Source organism: Photobacterium sp. CCB-ST2H9 (assembly GCF_023151555.2).
Classification (GTDB): Bacteria; Pseudomonadota; Gammaproteobacteria; order Enterobacterales; family Vibrionaceae; genus Photobacterium.
Window position 1 is genome coordinate 2901713 of the sequence record NZ_CP100425.1, and the last position, 17302, is coordinate 2919014.

Genomic DNA, 17302 nt, shown 5'->3' on the forward strand with positions numbered 1-17302 from the left:
TATAAGGTAGAATGATGTGATATGAAGCATATTCTTGCCCGATAATGCATCAAAAACAAGAAGTTATTTTGTTTTCTCTGATAAAAAGCCAAATAGTCGGATAATTATGCAATCTATCGCTGAGAATCAGAGGGAAACAACAGCGATAGATAAATTTTCAGGGTTTTCCTCTTACCGCAAATGATCTGCAACAACACCGAACCTGTTGTCAGGAAAGCACCATCGATTTCAGCATCGTACACAGCAATTTCCCGGCCGGACCAAGTGCATACCGGCTGCTCCAGGCGAGATCCACGGGCTGCTTCCATGCCTGCGCTTCAAATGCCGGTTCCAGCCGGACCAGCTGTCCGGTCAGCACTTTATCCCTGACAGTTTCTGCCGGCAGTACCGTCCAGCCAATCCCGCGCTGAATCAGCTCAATCGCCGACAGAATATGCTCGGTTCGCCAAATCGTATCAGAGACTCGCCACCCTTCGCTGTCCTGCCCGTAACGGCCCGTCAGCAACACCTGACGGTGCTGCCGGAGATCAGCCCAGTCGACGGTCTTGAGCGCAGCAAGCGGATGGTCGCTGGCTGCCACACACCAGACCTCCACCTGCCCGAGGCCATGCACCGTGATCTCCGGATTCAGAAAAGCCAGCTGTACCATGAGCGCCAGCTGAACCCTGCCGTCATGCAGTAACTTCATGACATCGCCTGTCCCAACCGTCAGGATTTCAACTTCCACCAGCGGATACCTGATCTCAAACGCCTTCAGCACATCCGCCAGAGCCGGCAGCAATGCCATCGACTCCACACCCAGCGTTAATTTCGGTTCCACTCCCTGCTGGAAGCTATCGGCGGCCACTTGCAGCTCACCGCACTGCGCCAGTACCCGACGGGCTTTCATCAACAACGCTTGCCCCTCAGAGGTCAGAACCGGCTTTTTGCCACTTCGGTCAAACAGTGCCAAGTGAAAGTCTGTCTCCAGATTTGAAATGGCCGTACTGATAACGGACTGCGCCTTGCCCATCTGCCGTGCTGCTGCCGAAAATGATCCGGTTTCTGCTGCGGCGACAAAAGCTCTGAGCTGTTCGAGTGAAAAATGCATCTCCGCCCCATCTATCTTTAAAAACGATAGTTACTAACTTTTATCTATCAATATTCTGATTAGTATACGCATCAGAACGGTGATTCAAAATTGAGGTAACACACATGCGTACACATTGGGACAGAGTCCGCCACGCGATCGGATTTGAAGGCATCGCCCTGGTGCTGATCACTTTGGTACTCAGCTACGGATTCGGCTTTGAGATGGCCCATATCGGGATTCTGGGCGTTGTTTTTTCGGTCATTGCAACGGTCTGGAACTATGCCTATAACCTGTTGTTTGATCATGCCATGCTCAGATACAGCGGCCAGTTGCAGAAAAATACGAAACACCGCTTCGTGCATGCATTAGGATTTGAGCTCAGCCTGCTGTGGATCACCCTGCCCATCATGGCCTGGTGGCTGGACATCAGCCCCTGGGCGGCCCTGGTCATGGATCTGGGTTTGGTCGTGTTCTATCTGATTTATGCCTACCTCTACAACCTGGCATACGACAGAGTGTTCCCGTTACCAGAAACAGTCGGCACCTCTGCCTAGTCAGGAATTCTGACCCAGATCCCGCGGCGGCGGGATCAGGTCATGTTTATTCAGCAACCGGTACATCGTCGCCCGGGAAACCCCGAGTTCGCGGGCTGCCGCCGTGATCTGACCCCGGTTGTTTTCCAGAACGCTCAGCAGTGCGCTGCGCTCCGACTCTTCACGGATTTTCTTGAGGCTTTGTTTATCATCTGACTGCCGGGGCAGTTCAAGGTGATCCGCTTCAATATTCTTTTGCTCGGTCAGCAATACGGCCCTTTTGATACGGCCGATCAGTTCCTGAACATTGCCCGGCCAGTTGTAGGTCATAATCGCCTGTCGGGCATCATCAGAAAAAGCTTTCACCCCGCAGTTATACTGCCGGGCATATTTCAGCAACAGCGCATTGGCCAGGGACAGTAAGTCATCACCGCGTTCCCGCAGTGGCGGGACAGCCAGACTGAGTACATTCAAACGATAAAACAGCTCCTTATTGAGCTGTCCTTCACTGACCAGTGTATCGAGCGGGTAATGCGTGGCGACAATGAGTCTGGGTTCAGCGGACACCACAGTGCCATTTTCTTTCGTGAAACGCCCTTCCTGAAGCCATTGCAATAATTCCTGCTGCCGGGCAGGTGCCAGCGAGGTCACCTCATTCAGAAACAGAACACCATCCTGTGCGGTAACGAAACAACATTCGGCAGGCAAACCATTGAGTGTCCAGTTCGCATTCACACCGGAACAGTTCACGGTCACAAACCGGCCCTTGGCCCGGGTCGAAGCCTGGAAGATGGCCTCCGCTACCATTTCCTTACCCGTTCCAATTTCACCCTGAATCAGCACCGGCATATCGGCAGCTGCCAGACGTTTGACGTGCTGCAGCAACTTTTTCATCACCGGCGTATCACCCTGCACGCCCTGCTGACTGAACTGGCCGAGTTTGGGCCAGACTTTTCGCTCAAGCGTTAACATGCCGCGCTGATGGCCAAGAGTTTTTAACAGTTGCGCTTCAGGAATGGGGGAAGTGAAGTAATCGAGACAGAAACTGACGATAAACTGGCAGACCGATTCAATATTCAGTTGTTCATCACGAACCAGCGCCAGCCAGCGTACCTGTTTATGGCGGTTCACCAGACCGGCGATGGCATTCAGGCTGAAATCATCGTGACTGAGGTCGACCACCCCGAGACACGGGCCGGTTTCGAGCAACAGCGTTTCGGCTGCCCTTAAGTCATGGCAATGGTGGCAAATCCACCCGACCTGCTCCAGAGCATGTAGCCAGGGAATTGTCTGCCCGCCAAGCAGGACTAACTCCCCGTGCCAGATTTCTTTGCTTGCACCCTGTCCCATTCGATCACCTATTCTGCCGAACACCGTACGAACACTGCGATGCTTTTTTCATCAAAAATGCAATTCGGTATTTCACAAGTATATGTGACGAAAACCTCACATAACAAAAATATCACCTTTTGCCTGAGCATCCGGTGATATTTTTTGGCTTTTCTTCAATCAGGTATGGGCAAGTGCCGTAAATCAGGATTTATTTGCGGCGCAGGTTTCCCGGGACACAGGGTCACTGACAAAACCACCAGCTCCCGTATACCAGAAGCGAACGCCCAGTCCCTGTTCAATGGCTTCTGCAAATTGCTCACACGCAGTATCCATCAATTCCGGCTTCACCTTGGACTGATCCATTCGCCATTGCCAGCGGGTACTGCGCAGCTGATGAATAACTGTTAACAACGAACGCTCGCTGTCAAAATGGAAAGTGCGGACTTCACCTCGGCTCCCTTCCGGCGGCCAATCATTGAGTGTTGCAAATCTCTCTTTCAGTTCTTCAGGCAAATTGCCTGAAAAATCTGTCGGAGGAGGCGTCAGTTCCGTCGAAACACAGCCACTGAGCATCAATCCAGCCAACACAGCGCATGCTACTTTTTTCATTCTTTTTCCTAAGGATTGTCCATCACCACAAAGGCTGAATTATGACATTAATTCCATAATTGATGCTATGTCTTCAGATAAAAAATGTTATATAAAACAGAAGTATGCTTGCCGGACTCAGATCATGTTCTGGCTGAGACAAAAAAAGCCACTTCCGGGGAAGTGGCTTTTCAGATTCAGAGCGATTCGCTATTACTGATTGTTCTGCGGGCGCATGGCCGGGAACAGAATCACATCACGAATCGTGTGGCTGTTGGTAAACAGCATCACCAGACGGTCAATCCCGATGCCCTGGCCAGCTGTTGGTGGCAGGCCATGCTCCAGCGCCGTAATGTAGTCAGCGTCATAGAACATCGCTTCATCATCACCGGCGTCTTTCGCATCCACCTGCGCTTTGAAGCGCTGGTCCTGATCTTCTGCATCGTTCAGCTCCGAGAAGCCGTTTGCCACTTCGCGGCCACCGATGAAGAACTCAAAACGGTCAGTGATGAACGGGTTTTCATCATTACGACGCGCCAGCGGAGAAATGTCTGCAGGATATTCTGTGATGAATGTTGGCTGCAGCAGTTTCGGCTCAGCAGTTTCACCGAAGATTTCTTCCAGCAGCTGACCACAAGTCCAGAACGACTCCACCTCAATGTGCAGCGATTTCGCAATGCTCACCATCAGGTCACGATCCTGAACCTGCTCATAAGTCAGACCCTGAATGGTTTCGTTGTTCGGGTTGTAGTGCTTGATCGCTTCCAGCATGCTCATGCGAGGATATGGACCTTTGAACTCAATGGTCTCATCACCGTATGGCAGACCTGTCGTACCGCACAGATCCAGCGCAATGGAGCTCAGCATCTCTTCGGTCAGGTCCATCAGATCACGATAGTCCGCATACGCCATATAGAATTCCATCATGGTGAATTCCGGGTTGTGGCGTGGAGACAGACCTTCGTTACGGAAGTTACGGTTGATTTCGAACACACGCTCAAAGCCACCCACAACCAGACGCTTGAGGTACAGCTCAGGCGCAACACGCAGGTACATGTCGATGTCCAGCGCATTGTGATGCGTGATGAAAGGACGTGCAGTCGCACCGCCCGGGATCACGTGCATCATCGGCGTTTCCACTTCCATGAAGCCTTTGGTGGTCATGAACTGACGAATCGCGTTCACCACTTTCGAGCGCATCAGCATGGTGTTACGGGATTCTTCATTCACGATCAGATCCACATAACGCTGACGGTAGCGCATTTCCTGGTCGGTCAGACCGTGGAATTTTTCCGGCAGCGGACGCAGTGCTTTCGTCAGCAGCTGGTACTCATCCATATTGACGTACAGGTCGCCTTTACCGGATTTATGCAGCACACCTTTGATACCGATGATGTCACCGATATCCAGACCTGAATATTTTTCCTTCAGCTCTTTTTGTACATCTTTCGAAGCGTAAGCCTGAATACGGCCGGATACATCCTGAATGGCCAGGAATGGACCACGTTTGGCCATGATACGGCCAGCAATCGCAACCACTTGACCTGCTTCTTCCAGCTCTTCCTTGGTCTTTTCACCAAAAGCAGTCTGAAGATCGGCAGCCAGGCTGTCGCGGCGAAAATCGTTCGGGTGGCCGTTTGCTTTGCAATCCTGACGAATCTGTTCCAGTTTCGCGCGGCGCTCAGCAATCAGTTTGTTCTCGTCTTGTACTAGTTCAGTCATGGTTAACCTTAACAACAGTTCAGGGCCGGTATTACAGACCGGATTTCAGGCTTGCTTCAATGAAGCGGTCCAGGTCGCCGTCCAGCACCGCCTGGGTGTTGCGGTTTTCGACACCGGTACGCAGATCTTTGATTCGGGAATCATCCAGCACATAAGAGCGGATCTGGCTTCCCCAGCCGATATCAGACTTCGCATCTTCATTCGCCTGTTTCTCGGCGTTCTGCTTTTGCATTTCCAGTTCAAACAGCTTCGCTTTCAGCTGTTTCATGGCCTGATCTTTGTTCTTGTGCTGAGAACGGTCATTCTGGCACTGAACCACAGTATTGGTTGGTACGTGCGTAATCCGTACCGCAGATTCCGTGGTGTTAACATGCTGACCACCCGCACCGGACGCACGGTAAACGTCGATACGCAGATCGGATGGATTGATATCGATATCAATATTGTCATCCACTTCCGGGTACACGAAAGCAGACGCAAAAGACGTATGACGACGGCCGCCTGAGTCAAACGGTGACTTACGGACCAGACGATGAACACCGGTTTCGGTGCGCAGCCAGCCGTATGCATATTCGCCGGTGATTTTCACCGTTGCCGATTTCAGACCCGCAACATCACCTTCAGAGACTTCAATCACTTCTGTCTTGAAACCCTTGGCTTCTGCCCAGCGCAGGTACATGCGCAGCATCATTGACGTCCAATCCTGTGCTTCGGTACCGCCTGAACCTGCCTGCAGGTCCACGTAACAGTCGGACGAATCGTGATCGCCAGCGAACATGCGGCGGAATTCCAGCTGCTCCAGCTTGGTGACCAGCTCATCTAGCTCAGGACCAATTTCGTCAAAAGTTTCCTGATCGTTCTCCTCAATCGCCAGCTCCAGCAGACCTTCAACGTCTTCCACGCCCTGGTCCAGCTGGTCGATGGTTTCTACCACCGCTTCCAGCGCTGCACGCTCTTTACCCAATGCCTGAGCACGCTCTGGCTCATTCCATACATCAGGTTGTTCTAATTCTGCATTGACTTCTTCCAGACGCTCTTTCTTAGCATCGTAGTCAAAGGTACCCCCTAAGGATGTCAGTCCGTGCAGACACATCCTCAAGACGGTTTTTAATTGGATTAACTTCGAACATTGCCACTCTTCTTAGCCTTTTCGCCGAAACGGACACAACCGGGGGATTTTAGCGAATTGCGGCAAGAATAAACAGAGGATCACAAAACTTATCCTTTATTTCCACCTCAGGATTGACAGCCGGAAATTCAGGACGGCAAAAAGAAAACGGAGCCCAAGGCTCCGTTTCGAAAAAATTCATACGGCTTCAAGGTGTTCCACCATCAGCTGAACACTGCGGTTACCCCTGAATTCGTTCACATCCAGACGATAAACCAAATCCACCTGCTGTACCGACGCATCCGGCCAGCGCCTCACATCAATGTTAAAGGCAATCGCATCAATCATGCTGCCGCCGTCAATTGGTTCCAGAATCATTTTCAGGTGTTTACTGCCGACCAGCCGCTGCTGCAGCAGGCGAAACCGGCCATCAAAACTGGGCTCCGGAAATTGCTGTCCCCAGGGGCCGGCACCACGCAGCAGTTCCGCGGTTTCCAGATTCATATCCCGGCCCGCGAGTTCACCATCGGTCAGTAACACCCCTTTGAGCGCCGATTCATCAAGCTCTTCACGTACCGCCTGATCAAAAGCAGCACTGAAGGCCTCATACTGAGAAGTTTTCAGTGTCAGGCCCGCTGCCATTGCATGACCGCCAAATTTCAGGATCATCCCCGGCTGGCGCGTATCAATCCGATCCAGTACATCCCGCATGTGCAACCCCGGAATGGAACGGCAGGACCCCTTCATTTCGCCTTCACCCGCCGACGCAAAAGCAATCACCGGGCGGTGATACAGTTCTTTAATCCGTGAAGCCAGAATTCCGATGACGCCCTGATGCCAGTCCGCCTGATACAAAGCCAGACCGTAAGGCATGTCTTTCTGGTTGAACTTCAAGCGCTCACAAATCGCCAGCGCTTCTTCTTTCATGCCCTGCTCGATTTCTTTGCGGGTCTGATTCAGGCCATCCAGCTCAACGGCCATCCGCCGCGCTGTTTGCATTTCCTCACAAAGCAGCAGCTCAACCCCGAAAGACATGTCATCCAACCGGCCGGCTGCGTTAATACGCGGGCCGAGTGCGAATCCCAGATCGCTGGCAACCAGCCGTGAAACATCACGGTTCGCCACTTCAATCAGAGCCCGAATCCCCGGTCGGCATTGTCCGGCCCGGATACGTTGCAGTCCCTGGTGCACCAAAATTCGGTTGTTCCCGTCCAGTGCCACCACATCCGCCACGGTTCCCAGCGCAACCAGATCCAATAATCCGGCCAGATTGGGCTCGGGAATGCCCTGCTCTGTAAACCAGTTCAGCCTGCGCAGCTCTGCACGCAGCGCGAGCATCAGATAAAATGCCACACCGACGCCGCACAACGCCTTCGACGGAAAATTACACTGGTGCAGGTTCGGATTCACAATCGCATCTGCTGCGGGCAAAATCTCCCCCGGCAAATGGTGATCGGTCACCAGCACCTGAATGCCTTTCTCTTTCGCAGCGGCAACACCGGATACGGAAGAGACACCATTATCCACCGTCATAATCATTTCAGCGCCCCGGGCTTGCGCCTGCTCCACAACTTCCGGGCTCAGGCCATAGCCGTCATCAAAGCGGTTGGGGACCAGATAATCCACGTTGCGGCATCCCAGCTGGCGCAGCGCCAGCACCGACAAGGCCGAACTCGTTGCCCCGTCGGCATCGAAATCTCCCACAATGATGATCCGCTGGTGCGTCTGCAAGGCATGGACAAGCAGGCTGACTGCCGCATCAATCCCGTTCAGCTGGTCGTAACTGTGCAGCCCTCTGGCGCCGCGTTCTAAATCTGTGTCTGTGCGCAGGCCGCGACTGGCATAAATACGCTTTAACAACGGGTGAACCGAAGACGAAAAACCTGAGGTGTCTGCTTCCGGGCGACGTTTGATTTCGATTTTCATGCAATTTCTTGTTGGTGTTGTGCAGGCTGAAATGATGGAGAGCTGTTATACCAAAAAACCGCCATGGCGGGTACCCGGGCACGATCCGCCGGGCAGTTGATTCACAGTTTTATATCCGTCAGGGCAGGTAGAATAAACAACAGCCCGCATATGATTGCGGGCTGTGGGCTGGACATGACGCCGTTAACTGCGGCTGTTGAGAAATTGCAGCAGGCGGCTCGGCGGCTGATAACCCGGCAGCATGGTGCCATCTTGCAGCACCAGTGCAGGCGTGCCTGATACACCCATTGCAACACCCAGCTGATAATGCTTCATCACCAGATCATCGTTGTGCGGGCTGTGTTCGATATCCAGTTTGCCTTTTTTGGCTTCGTCCATCGCTTTGACACGATCTTTGGCAGCCCAGATGGCGCTCATCTCGCCAAAGTTCTGCGAACGCTCACCGCCACGCGGGAATGCCAGATAACGGATGGTAATCCCGGCATCATTATAGGCCTGCATTTCACTGTGTAACTTCCGGCAGTAACCGCAGCTGGTGTCGGTAAACACGGTGACGACGTATTTTTCATCTTTGGCCGGATAGACAATCATCTCGCCTTCCATGCCTTTCAGTTTGTCTTTATTGATAGATGCCAGTTTCTGTTCCGTCAGGTTGACCGGCTCACCATTGACCGACTGATAAAGGTGGCCTGCCAGAAAGTACTGGCCATCATCAGACATATAGATAATGCCGCGCTCAGTAACCACCTCACTCATTCCCTGAATGGGTGACGGCTTAACCGATGCAGCGGTCAGACCCAGTGGGGACAGCGTAGCTTCAATGGCACGGGCGTTCGGTTCTGCACTGGCAGAAAAAGCCGTGAACGCAGCCAGCGCAACAAGCAGGGGACGGCAGGAAAATGGCATGAAAACATCCTTAACAAAACGTGTGTGATAAAGGTACGGACCGTTAGAGTCCGCCCATCTTTCAAAGTTCAGCGCCAAAAGGCAAGTCATTTCATATCCAGCTGAGTTTCACTGGACATGATTGGGATCTCAGCCCCACTTCACAGTATGGTCTGCTTCTCTGTAACAAGGTGCATCATTTTCTGGATCATCGTTACCCGAATACGCCGGAGTTATCAGAAATTAAGCCCGGGGATGATGCTCCTGATGCAGTTGTTTCAGGCGTTCCGTTGCTACGTGAGTATAGATCTGAGTCGTGGATAAATCACTGTGTCCCAGCAGCATCTGGACCACACGCAAGTCCGCTCCATAATTCAGCAAATGGGTTGCAAAGGCATGGCGCATCACATGCGGCGACAAAGTATCGGCATCAATGCCGGCGATCACCGCATAATGTTTAATCCGGTGCCAGAACGTCTGGCGGGTCATCTGCCGGGCACGTTTGCTCGGAAACAGGACATCGGAGCTGACCTCGCCCAACAGTTGCGGACGCCCGTGGCTCAGGAAGGTCTCAATCCATTCCAGCGCCTCTTCTCCCATCGGAACCAGCCGCTCTTTGTCCCCTTTACCGGTCACCCGCACGACGCCCTGACGCAGGCTGACATTATCCATTCTCAGACTGACCAGTTCGGTCACACGCAAACCCGTCGCGTACAGCAATTCCAGCATGGCTTTATCGCGCAGTTCCAGCGGATCGTTAACATCCGGCGCGTTCAGCAAATCACTGACCTGCGCTTCAGTGATATCTTTCGGCAGACGCTTCGGGAGACGCGGGCTGTGCAGCAGCGCACTCGGATCATCATCGCGCAGCTTCTCGCGGTGCAAATACTGGAACAATCTGCGGAGTGCAGAGGTCATCCTGGCCCGTGAGCTTTGCTTGAAATCTTCATCAAACAACCACTGCTGATAATTCTGTAAATCGCTCGACTGAAGCGTGAGCAGATCGCGGCTACGATCAGCCAGCCACTGCTGTAACTTCATCAAATCGTTCCGGTAGGAAGACAAGGTATTTTCCGACAGCCCCCGCTCCATCCACATCGCATCTAAAAAGCGTTCGATCAGGGTGATGTCATTGTTATTGTCCACGTCACACCGCTCCTAAAACATCTGGATATAAATACAGTATTTTGAAGCATAGTACTGAATTTCACAGGCAATGTAACTAGCTGGTGGGTAAGGAAGGGTGCACCGAAGCGCCTGAGAGGGTAAAATCAGCGCAAATTTGTTGCCACCCCAGGAATTATCAGTATGAAAATCGGCCTGTTTTACGGCTCGACCACCTGCTATACCGAAATGACCGCGGAAAAAATCCGCGATTGCATCGGCGAAGATCTGGTGGATCTGCACAATATCAAAGATGCCAACCTCAGCGACATGAACCAGTATGACCTGCTGATCCTGGGGATCTCAACCTGGGATTTCGGCGAACTGCAGGAAGACTGGGAAGCGGTCTGGGAACAGCTCGACGGCCTGACGCTGACCGGGAAAACCATTGCGCTGTTCGGACTGGGCGATCAGGAAGGCTATACCGAATGGTATCTGGACGCCATGGGCATGCTGCACGATAAACTGCTGCCAACCGGCGCTCAGTTTGTCGGCTACTGGCCAAATCAGGGCTACAACTTTGAAGCGTCAAAAGCACTGACTGAAGACAAGTCTCTGTTTGTCGGCCTGGCGCTGGATGAAGACAGCCAGTATGAATTCAGTGATGAGCGTATCGAGCAATGGTGCGAGCAGGTACTGACAGAATACGGTGATTCCCTTTAAGGCCTCATAAATCAGGCATCACCAACAAAAACGCCCCGCATCTGCGGGGCGTTTTTTCAGGAAACCGAAGTTAAGCCTGTTGTACTTCCGGTTCGCGGATATCCGCACGGATAAAGCGGGTCACTACCAGAGCCAGCAGCGTCGGCATCGTCCACGCCATGCCGTACTCAAACAACGGCAGGAAGTTCAGGAAAGATACGTTCAGACCAACAACTTTCGCCGCATCGATCAGGCTGAAGACCAGAGAGACCAACAGCACCACACGGTACGCCAGACGCGGATTCGGCAGGAAACGACGTACAAAAGTCAGCAGTACCAGTGCCACAGCGACCGGATACAGGGCAAACAGGACAGGAACAGACAGACTAATCAGCTGATTCAGACCCACATTTGCCACCACACCGCAGATCACAGCAAGAATCACAGCCCAAGCCTCATAAGACAGGCGGGTCAGTGAACTGAAGTAATCCGAACAGGCGCTGATCAGGCCAATCGCTGTGGTCAGACAGGCCAGCATCACAATGGCAGACAGAATGTACTGTCCAACCGGACCGAACAGTGCCAGAACATAGCCAGCCAGGATCGCACCGCCATTGCTGGCACCTTCAGCAACTGTTGCGCTGGTCGCACCCAGGTAGAACAGAGAAACATAAACGAATGCCAGACCTGCTGCTGCAATCACACCCGCCATCATCAGGTATTTGCAGGTCGCTTTCTCATCTTTGATCCCTTTGCTGCGGATCACGTCCACAATCAGCATACCGAACATCAGCGCCGCGAAGGTATCCATGGTGTTATAACCTTCCAGGAAACCTTTCGTGAACGCCATGTTGGCGTAATCACCCTGCGCCGACAGAATCTCACTTTGCGGGTTCATGAAAACAGCCACAGCCAGAATTGCCAGCACCGCAAACAGTGCAGGTGTCAGCAGTTTACCAATCGAATCAATCAGTTTGCCGCGAGACCAGGCAAAGAACAGAGCCAGCGCAAAAAAGACAACAGAAAAAATGGTCAGGCTGGTTTGTCCGGCATCTTCAAGAAACGGTTTGACTGCCATTTCATACGCCACCAGACCGGTACGCGGTGCAGCAAATGCAGGGCCGATAATGATAAAAATCAGGACTGCCATCAGAGTCGCCATAAATGGCGGCAAATCGCGGGTCAGGCCTTTCCAGCCACCACCGGCAACCGCAACGGCGATAATGCCGATCAGCGGCAGACCCACAGCGGTCGACAGAAAGCCGAACATGGCCGGCAGCAGGTTATCCCCCGCACTCAGACCGGCTTGTGGCGGGAAAATAATATTCCCGGCTCCCAGGAAAAACGCGAAGGTCATGAAACCAATCGCTAATATATCTGAAACTTTGAGTGTGTCTTTCAAACTGCACCTTCCACTCGTCTGTTGTTTAGTTGTATTTGCATATAAAAGTTATAGCGCTGGCATATATCACTATACGCAGCAAAAGAGGCAGCATAATGAAGCAAAAGAACGCCAGTGGCAACCTCGCAGCCAAAAACACCACTTTCTTTGGCCTATCGATGAAATTAACGGAATATTACACCAAATAACGGCAAGAATTCAGAAATCATCACCATAGCGATACGTGGTCACAAAACATCCAAAACAGAGGATTTAACCAGGATAAGGCCTGAGTTTACAGTGTCAGCATAGATTTACCGGGCCTTCGGGTATAATAGCGATCCGATTTTCTTAACCGACGTCCGCGAATCATTCGATGAAAAAAGGTTTTACGTTTAAACAATTCCACGTGGATGACCACGGTTGCGGGATGCCCGTCAGTACCGACGGCGTGTTACTGGGTGCCTGGGCACAGCTCCCGCAATCCGCGATAACGCCCGGCCGCAACGCCCTGCTCGACATCGGTTGCGGCAGCGGTCTGCTGGCGCTGATGGCGGCACAACGCACTCAGGCCAGTGCCCCGAAGATCCTTGCCGTTGATATTGATCCGGCAGCTGTGGCGGCAGCCCGTCAGAACTTTGCCGCTTCACCGTGGCACAACCGCCTTCAGGCCGAACAACAGGACATCCGGGAGTGGGCAGCCGCACAAGCCGCAGGTTCTTTCAGCGCGATCTGGTGTAATCCGCCTTATTTCAACAGTGGTGAACAGGCCAGCTGCCAGCGCCGGGCAACCGCACGTCATACTGATACCCTGTCTCATCAGGCGCTGCTGACCGGTCTCAGACATCTGCTGGCCGCAGACGGATGCGCCAGTCTGATCCTGCCACTGACCGAAGGGGAAGCTTTATTGACGATGCTGGCTGATCATCAGCTGCACTGTCGCCGGTTGTGTCAGGTCCGGAGCACAAACGCCAAACCAGTTTCCCGTCTTTTAATCGAACTCATGCACCAGCCCGGTGACCACGAGCAGACAACGCTGACCATCCATCAGAACGGCCAGTACTCACCGGAATTCACCGAGCTGACCCGGGCCTTCTACCTCAAACTCTGAGTAAAATGGTATCCGGCAACGGCTGGCTAAGTTTTTGTGCTTTAATCGGTGATACTTGCATCAATTCACACTATAATGCCGCCCCTTAACTGAATCACAGCAGTGCTCTGCCCGCCTCCAAGACATGAACGCGGGCCGCAAGCGACCGAGGAGTAAGACAGGTGAGAGATTTTTCCGAATTAGAGTTAGATGGCCAGCTGCTACAGGCGATTGAAGACATGGGCTTTTCCCGTCCGACCGTTGTACAGGCTGAAGCTATCCCTCATGCCCTGGATGGCCGTGACGTACTGGCTTCCGCCCCGACGGGTACCGGAAAAACTGCAGCCTTTGTGCTGCCAATGATTCAGCACCTGCAGGACTTCCCGCGCCGCAAGCCGGGTCCGGCCCGGGTTCTGATCCTGACGCCAACCCGTGAACTGGCGATTCAGGTCGCCGAGCAGGCGAAAGCACTGGCCGCACATACCGATTTAAAGATCTTCACCATTACCGGCGGGATCTCTTACGACGAACACGCAGAGTATCTGGGCAAAACGCAGGACATCGTGGTCGCCACACCGGGCCGTCTGATGGAATACATCGAAGGGGAAAAATTCGATTGCCGCGCCATTGAATGTCTGATCCTGGATGAAGCTGACCGCATGCTGGACATGGGCTTCGGATCTGTGGTGAAACGCGTGCATGATGAATGCCGCTGGCGCCGTCAGAGCCTGTTGTTCTCGGCAACGCTGGAAGGCAAAGGGGTCCGTGAGTTTTCCCACACCATTTTGAATGAGCCGGTTGAAGTCAACGCCGAGCCGCCTCGTCGCGAGCGCAAGAAGATTCAGCAAGTCTATCACCGCTGTGACGACATGACGCACAAGCTGGCACTGCTGGAAAATATCCTGAAAGAGCAGGCCGAGCGCAGCATTATTTTTGTCAAAACCCGTGAGCGTCTGGCGGAACTGCGCGATCAGCTGGCGGCGATGCAAGTACCTTGCTGCTGGATTCAGGGCGAAATGGCACAGGCGAGCCGCAACAACACCATCCGTCGTTTCAGCGAAGGGGAAGTGAATGTCCTGATCGCAACAGATGTTGCCGCGCGCGGGATCGACCTGCCGGATGTCAGCCACGTTATCAACTTCGATATGCCACGCACCGCGGATGTGTACCTGCACCGTATTGGCCGGACAGCACGTGCCGGTAAGAAAGGGACTGCCATCTCCCTGGTTGAAGCGCATGATCAGGCGATGATCGAACGGGTTGGCCGTTACATGAAAGAAGAAGTGCCGGAGCGGTTCATTGAAGGCATGCGCCCGAAAAACAAAAAACCGACCACGGTGAAGAAAAAGAAAAAAACCAAAGACAACAAAAAAACAGGCACCAAGAAAAAAGCGACGAAAAAGAAATCTGCGAAGTAAGCTGTCCTGTCTGCAAAACCTGAACAACAAAAAGGGCCGGATGAATCATCCGGCCCTTTTTTCAATCATGTAAGCTGACTTCAGCTTTCTGCGATTACTGTTCTTCGCGCTTGAACACCAGCTCTTTATCCGTCGATTCTTCCGGCGAGAAATAATAGCCTGCCACATCAAATTGTTTCAGCTGTTCAACCGATGTCAGACGGTTATCGATGATATAACGCGCCATCATACCTCGCGCTTTTTTTGCAAAGAAACTGATGACTTTGTACTGGCCGTTCTTACAGTCTTTAAAGACCGGCGTCACCACCTTCCCTTTGAGCGATTTCGGCTTCACCGCTTTAAAATATTCGTTTGAAGCCAGATTGATCAGGATATCGTCACCCTGCTCCGCCAGTGCGGTATTCAGTTTATCCGTGATGATGTTATCCCAGAACTGATACAGATTGGCACCGCGGCCGTTTGCCAGCCGGGTTCCCATCTCCAGCCGGTAAGGCTGCATCAGATCCAGCGGACGCAACAGGCCATATAAACCAGACAGCATCCGTAAATGTTGCTGTGCAAAAGTAAAATCTTCCTCGCGCATGCTTTCGGCTTCCAGCCCGGTGTACACGTCACCTTTAAATGCCAGAATCGCCTGTCGGGCGTTAGCCGGCGCAAAATCAGGCTGCCACTCAGCAAAACGTGCGGCATTCAGACCCGCGATTTTGTCACTCACCTTCATCAGGCTGGCAATATCCATCGGAGTCAGCGTCCGGCAGACCTCGATCAGCTCCGCGGAGTGATCCAAGAGTTCAGGCTGAGTATAAGTTTCTGTCGCCAAAGGCGATTCATAATCCAGCGTTTTGGCAGGCGAGACCACAATCAGCATTTTTCGATTTCCTGTGCGTTAAACTGCCTCAAAGAGTACCATTTCGGCATAAAAAAACCACGTACAACCCACGTGGTTTTTGCTTTCTCTGTCATCGGTCGGACCTATCGTTCCGGAGAACGGGTCCAGATTTCTTCGTCCAACTGAGCATGCAGCTCAGGATACTGGCGGCTGTCAAAGGTCGGTACCTTACCCAGCGAGAGCTGAGCGTTATAGTCTCTGGCCAGCTTCACCACAGTGCCGGACATCAGCACAATCGCAATCAGGTTAATAATGGCCATCATGCCCATTGAAATATCGGCCATGGTCCAGACCGTCGGCAATTCAGCCAGCGCCCCGAACATCACCATCCCCAGCACAACCAGACGGAAGATAGCCAGACCCGCCTTGTGGTTATGCTCCAGGAAGATCAGATTGGTTTCCGCATAGGAGTAATTGGCCACCAGCGATGTAAAGGCAAACAAAAAGATCGCAATGGCGATAAAGATTTCACCCCAGCCGCCAACCTGAGAAGACAGCGCCCGCTGCGTCAGTTCAATGCCAGTCACTTCACTGTGGGGAACGTATTCGCCCGAAATCAGAATAATCGCAACCGTGGCACTGCAGATGACGATGGTATCGGTGAACACCCCCAGCATCTGGACATACCCCTGAGACGCCGGATGCGGCGGATAAGGCGTGGCAGATGCCGCCGCGTTGGGGGCAGATCCCATCCCGGCTTCATTCGAAAACAGACCGCGCTTGAGGCCGTTGATCATCCCCTGCGCGATGGTATACCCCAGCGCGCCTGAAGCGGCTTCTTCCAGACCGAATGCACTGCGGAAAATCAACGCCAGCACGGATGGCACCTGTTCGATATTCATCGCCACGACGACCAGCGCCAGTGCCAGATAACAAATCGCCATGACCGGAACCAGAATTTCTGCCGTCCGGGCGATGGTCCGCATTCCGCCGAAAATAATAAAGCCGGTCAGCGCGACCAGAACCATCCCCACCACAAGCGGTTGCCAGCCAAAGGCCACGTTCATCGCTTTGGCAATTGAGTTGGCCTGCACAGCATTGAAAACCAGACCAAACGCAATAATCAGGAAGATAGAGAAGACCACGCCCATCCAGCGCATGCCCAGCCCTTTTTCCATGTAATAGGCTGGCCCGCCGCGGTAGTTACCGTCATCATCGCGGGTTTTATACAGCTGAGCCAGTGCACTTTCTGCAAAAGCGGTTGCCATCCCCAGCATCGCAATCAGCCACATCCAGAAAATCGCACCCGGCCCGCCGAGCGTCAGTGCCACGGCCACACCGGCCATGTTGCCGGTTCCGACCCGGGCTGCCAGACTGGTACACAACGCCTGAAATGAAGAAATACCCGCCGCATCAGATTTACGGCTGTTCTTCATGACCTGAAACATGTGCAGAAAATGGCGGAACTGAATAAAGCCCAACCGGTAGGTAAAAAAGATCCCAACCCCGATCAATAAATAAATCAGGACCGATCCCCACAGAAGATCATTCAGGAAATTTAGCTGACTTGTCACTTCAACCCCTTAGCGTACTCATCGCCCTGCTTAACCAC

At 52.9% G+C, this 17302-nt stretch carries 15 protein-coding genes; 4 read left to right on the forward strand and 11 right to left on the reverse strand.

What is annotated here, in order from left to right; all coding sequences use genetic code 11:
- Window positions 1-208: 208 nt before the first annotated feature.
- Window positions 209-1090, reverse strand: a complete 882-nt coding sequence (locus L4174_RS13360) for a LysR family transcriptional regulator (RefSeq protein WP_248141354.1) — start codon at window positions 1088-1090, stop codon at window positions 209-211.
- A gap of 104 nt (window positions 1091-1194) precedes the next feature.
- Between L4174_RS13360 and L4174_RS13365 the strand changes: the two genes are divergently transcribed.
- Window positions 1195-1626, forward strand: coding sequence for a PACE efflux transporter (locus tag L4174_RS13365; protein ID WP_248141355.1), 432 nt, complete (start codon window positions 1195-1197; stop codon window positions 1624-1626).
- Here L4174_RS13365 and L4174_RS13370 read toward each other — a convergent pair whose 3' ends face one another.
- The 7 genes from L4174_RS13370 to xerD all read right to left on the reverse strand — a co-directional run bounded on the left by L4174_RS13370 (window position 1627) and on the right by xerD (window position 10264).
- A complete protein-coding gene (locus tag L4174_RS13370) occupies window positions 1627-2955 on the reverse strand; it encodes a sigma-54 dependent transcriptional regulator (RefSeq protein WP_248141356.1) in 1329 nt (442 codons plus the stop codon).
- Window positions 2956-3138: 183 nt separating this feature from the next.
- Window positions 3139-3546, reverse strand: coding sequence for a hypothetical protein (locus L4174_RS13375; protein WP_248141357.1), 408 nt, complete (start codon window positions 3544-3546; stop codon window positions 3139-3141).
- Between the two features lie 192 nt (window positions 3547-3738).
- Complete coding sequence (lysS, locus tag L4174_RS13380; RefSeq protein ID WP_248141358.1) at window positions 3739-5247, reverse strand: lysine--tRNA ligase; 1509 nt, start codon at window positions 5245-5247, stop codon at window positions 3739-3741.
- Window positions 5248-5278: 31 nt separating this feature from the next.
- Window positions 5279-6377 (reverse strand): peptide chain release factor 2 gene (gene prfB / locus L4174_RS13385; protein ID WP_248141359.1). Its coding sequence is split into 2 segments (ribosomal slippage): window positions 5279-6301 and window positions 6303-6377, totalling 1098 coding nucleotides; the frame shifts between segments, so codons are not numbered across the junction.
- A gap of 176 nt (window positions 6378-6553) precedes the next feature.
- Window positions 6554-8281, reverse strand: coding sequence for a single-stranded-DNA-specific exonuclease RecJ (gene recJ, locus L4174_RS13390; RefSeq protein ID WP_248141360.1), 1728 nt, complete (start codon window positions 8279-8281; stop codon window positions 6554-6556).
- Window positions 8282-8464: 183 nt separating this feature from the next.
- Window positions 8465-9187, reverse strand: a complete 723-nt coding sequence (gene dsbC / locus L4174_RS13395) for a bifunctional protein-disulfide isomerase/oxidoreductase DsbC (RefSeq protein ID WP_248141362.1) — start codon at window positions 9185-9187, stop codon at window positions 8465-8467.
- A 222-nt stretch (window positions 9188-9409) separates the two neighbouring features.
- On the reverse strand, window positions 9410-10264 hold the full coding sequence (xerD, locus tag L4174_RS13400; protein WP_248141719.1) for a site-specific tyrosine recombinase XerD: 855 nt from the start codon (window positions 10262-10264) through the stop codon (window positions 9410-9412).
- Between the two features lie 210 nt (window positions 10265-10474).
- Here xerD and fldB point away from each other — a divergent pair, with 210 nt between their 5' ends.
- Window positions 10475-10993 carry a flavodoxin FldB gene (gene fldB / locus L4174_RS13405; protein ID WP_248141363.1) on the forward strand — a complete coding sequence of 173 codons (519 nt, stop codon included), beginning with the start codon at window positions 10475-10477 and terminating at the stop codon, window positions 10991-10993.
- A gap of 70 nt (window positions 10994-11063) precedes the next feature.
- On the opposite strand, the gene brnQ is transcribed toward fldB, so the two are convergent.
- Window positions 11064-12374 carry a branched-chain amino acid transport system II carrier protein gene (gene brnQ / locus L4174_RS13410; RefSeq protein ID WP_248141365.1) on the reverse strand — a complete coding sequence of 437 codons (1311 nt, stop codon included), beginning with the start codon at window positions 12372-12374 and terminating at the stop codon, window positions 11064-11066.
- Between the two features lie 355 nt (window positions 12375-12729).
- Here brnQ and L4174_RS13415 point away from each other — a divergent pair, with 355 nt between their 5' ends.
- On the forward strand, window positions 12730-13464 hold the full coding sequence (locus L4174_RS13415; protein WP_248141366.1) for a tRNA1(Val) (adenine(37)-N6)-methyltransferase: 735 nt from the start codon (window positions 12730-12732) through the stop codon (window positions 13462-13464).
- A 161-nt stretch (window positions 13465-13625) separates the two neighbouring features.
- On the forward strand, window positions 13626-14861 hold the full coding sequence (gene srmB, locus L4174_RS13420; RefSeq protein WP_248141367.1) for an ATP-dependent RNA helicase SrmB: 1236 nt from the start codon (window positions 13626-13628) through the stop codon (window positions 14859-14861).
- Window positions 14862-14955: 94 nt separating this feature from the next.
- Here the strand turns inward: srmB and yaaA are convergent, their stop codons facing one another.
- Together yaaA and L4174_RS13430 are read right to left on the reverse strand one after the other, a co-directional pair.
- The gene (yaaA, locus tag L4174_RS13425; RefSeq protein WP_248141368.1) at window positions 14956-15729 is read right to left on the reverse strand and encodes a peroxide stress protein YaaA; all 774 of its coding nucleotides are present in this window, start codon (window positions 15727-15729) and stop codon (window positions 14956-14958) included.
- A gap of 104 nt (window positions 15730-15833) precedes the next feature.
- Window positions 15834-17264: a sodium:alanine symporter family protein gene (locus L4174_RS13430; protein ID WP_248141369.1), complete on the reverse strand. Its 1431-nt coding sequence runs from the start codon at window positions 17262-17264 to the stop codon at window positions 15834-15836.
- Between the last annotated feature and the right edge of the window lie 38 nt (window positions 17265-17302).

Excerpts from the sequence above, each read along its gene's own strand:
- L4174_RS13365 (WP_248141355.1), top strand. The coding sequence starts at position 1,195 with ATGCGTACACATTGGGACAGAGTCCGCCACGCGATCGGATTTGAAGGC.
- yaaA (WP_248141368.1), bottom strand. The coding sequence starts at position 15,729 with ATGCTGATTGTGGTCTCGCCTGCCAAAACGCTGGATTATGAATCGCCT.
- L4174_RS13370 (WP_248141356.1), bottom strand. The coding sequence starts at position 2,955 with ATGGGACAGGGTGCAAGCAAAGAAATCTGGCACGGGGAGTTAGTCCTG.
- L4174_RS13360 (WP_248141354.1), bottom strand. The coding sequence starts at position 1,090 with ATGCATTTTTCACTCGAACAGCTCAGAGCTTTTGTCGCCGCAGCAGAA.
- dsbC (WP_248141362.1), bottom strand. The coding sequence starts at position 9,187 with ATGCCATTTTCCTGCCGTCCCCTGCTTGTTGCGCTGGCTGCGTTCACG.
- L4174_RS13375 (WP_248141357.1), bottom strand. The coding sequence starts at position 3,546 with ATGAAAAAAGTAGCATGCGCTGTGTTGGCTGGATTGATGCTCAGTGGC.
- fldB (WP_248141363.1), top strand. The coding sequence starts at position 10,475 with ATGAAAATCGGCCTGTTTTACGGCTCGACCACCTGCTATACCGAAATG.
- lysS (WP_248141358.1), bottom strand. The coding sequence starts at position 5,247 with ATGACTGAACTAGTACAAGACGAGAACAAACTGATTGCTGAGCGCCGC.
- L4174_RS13415 (WP_248141366.1), top strand. The coding sequence starts at position 12,730 with ATGAAAAAAGGTTTTACGTTTAAACAATTCCACGTGGATGACCACGGT.
- xerD (WP_248141719.1), bottom strand. The coding sequence starts at position 10,264 with ATGTGGATGGAGCGGGGGCTGTCGGAAAATACCTTGTCTTCCTACCGG.
- recJ (WP_248141360.1), bottom strand. The coding sequence starts at position 8,281 with ATGAAAATCGAAATCAAACGTCGCCCGGAAGCAGACACCTCAGGTTTT.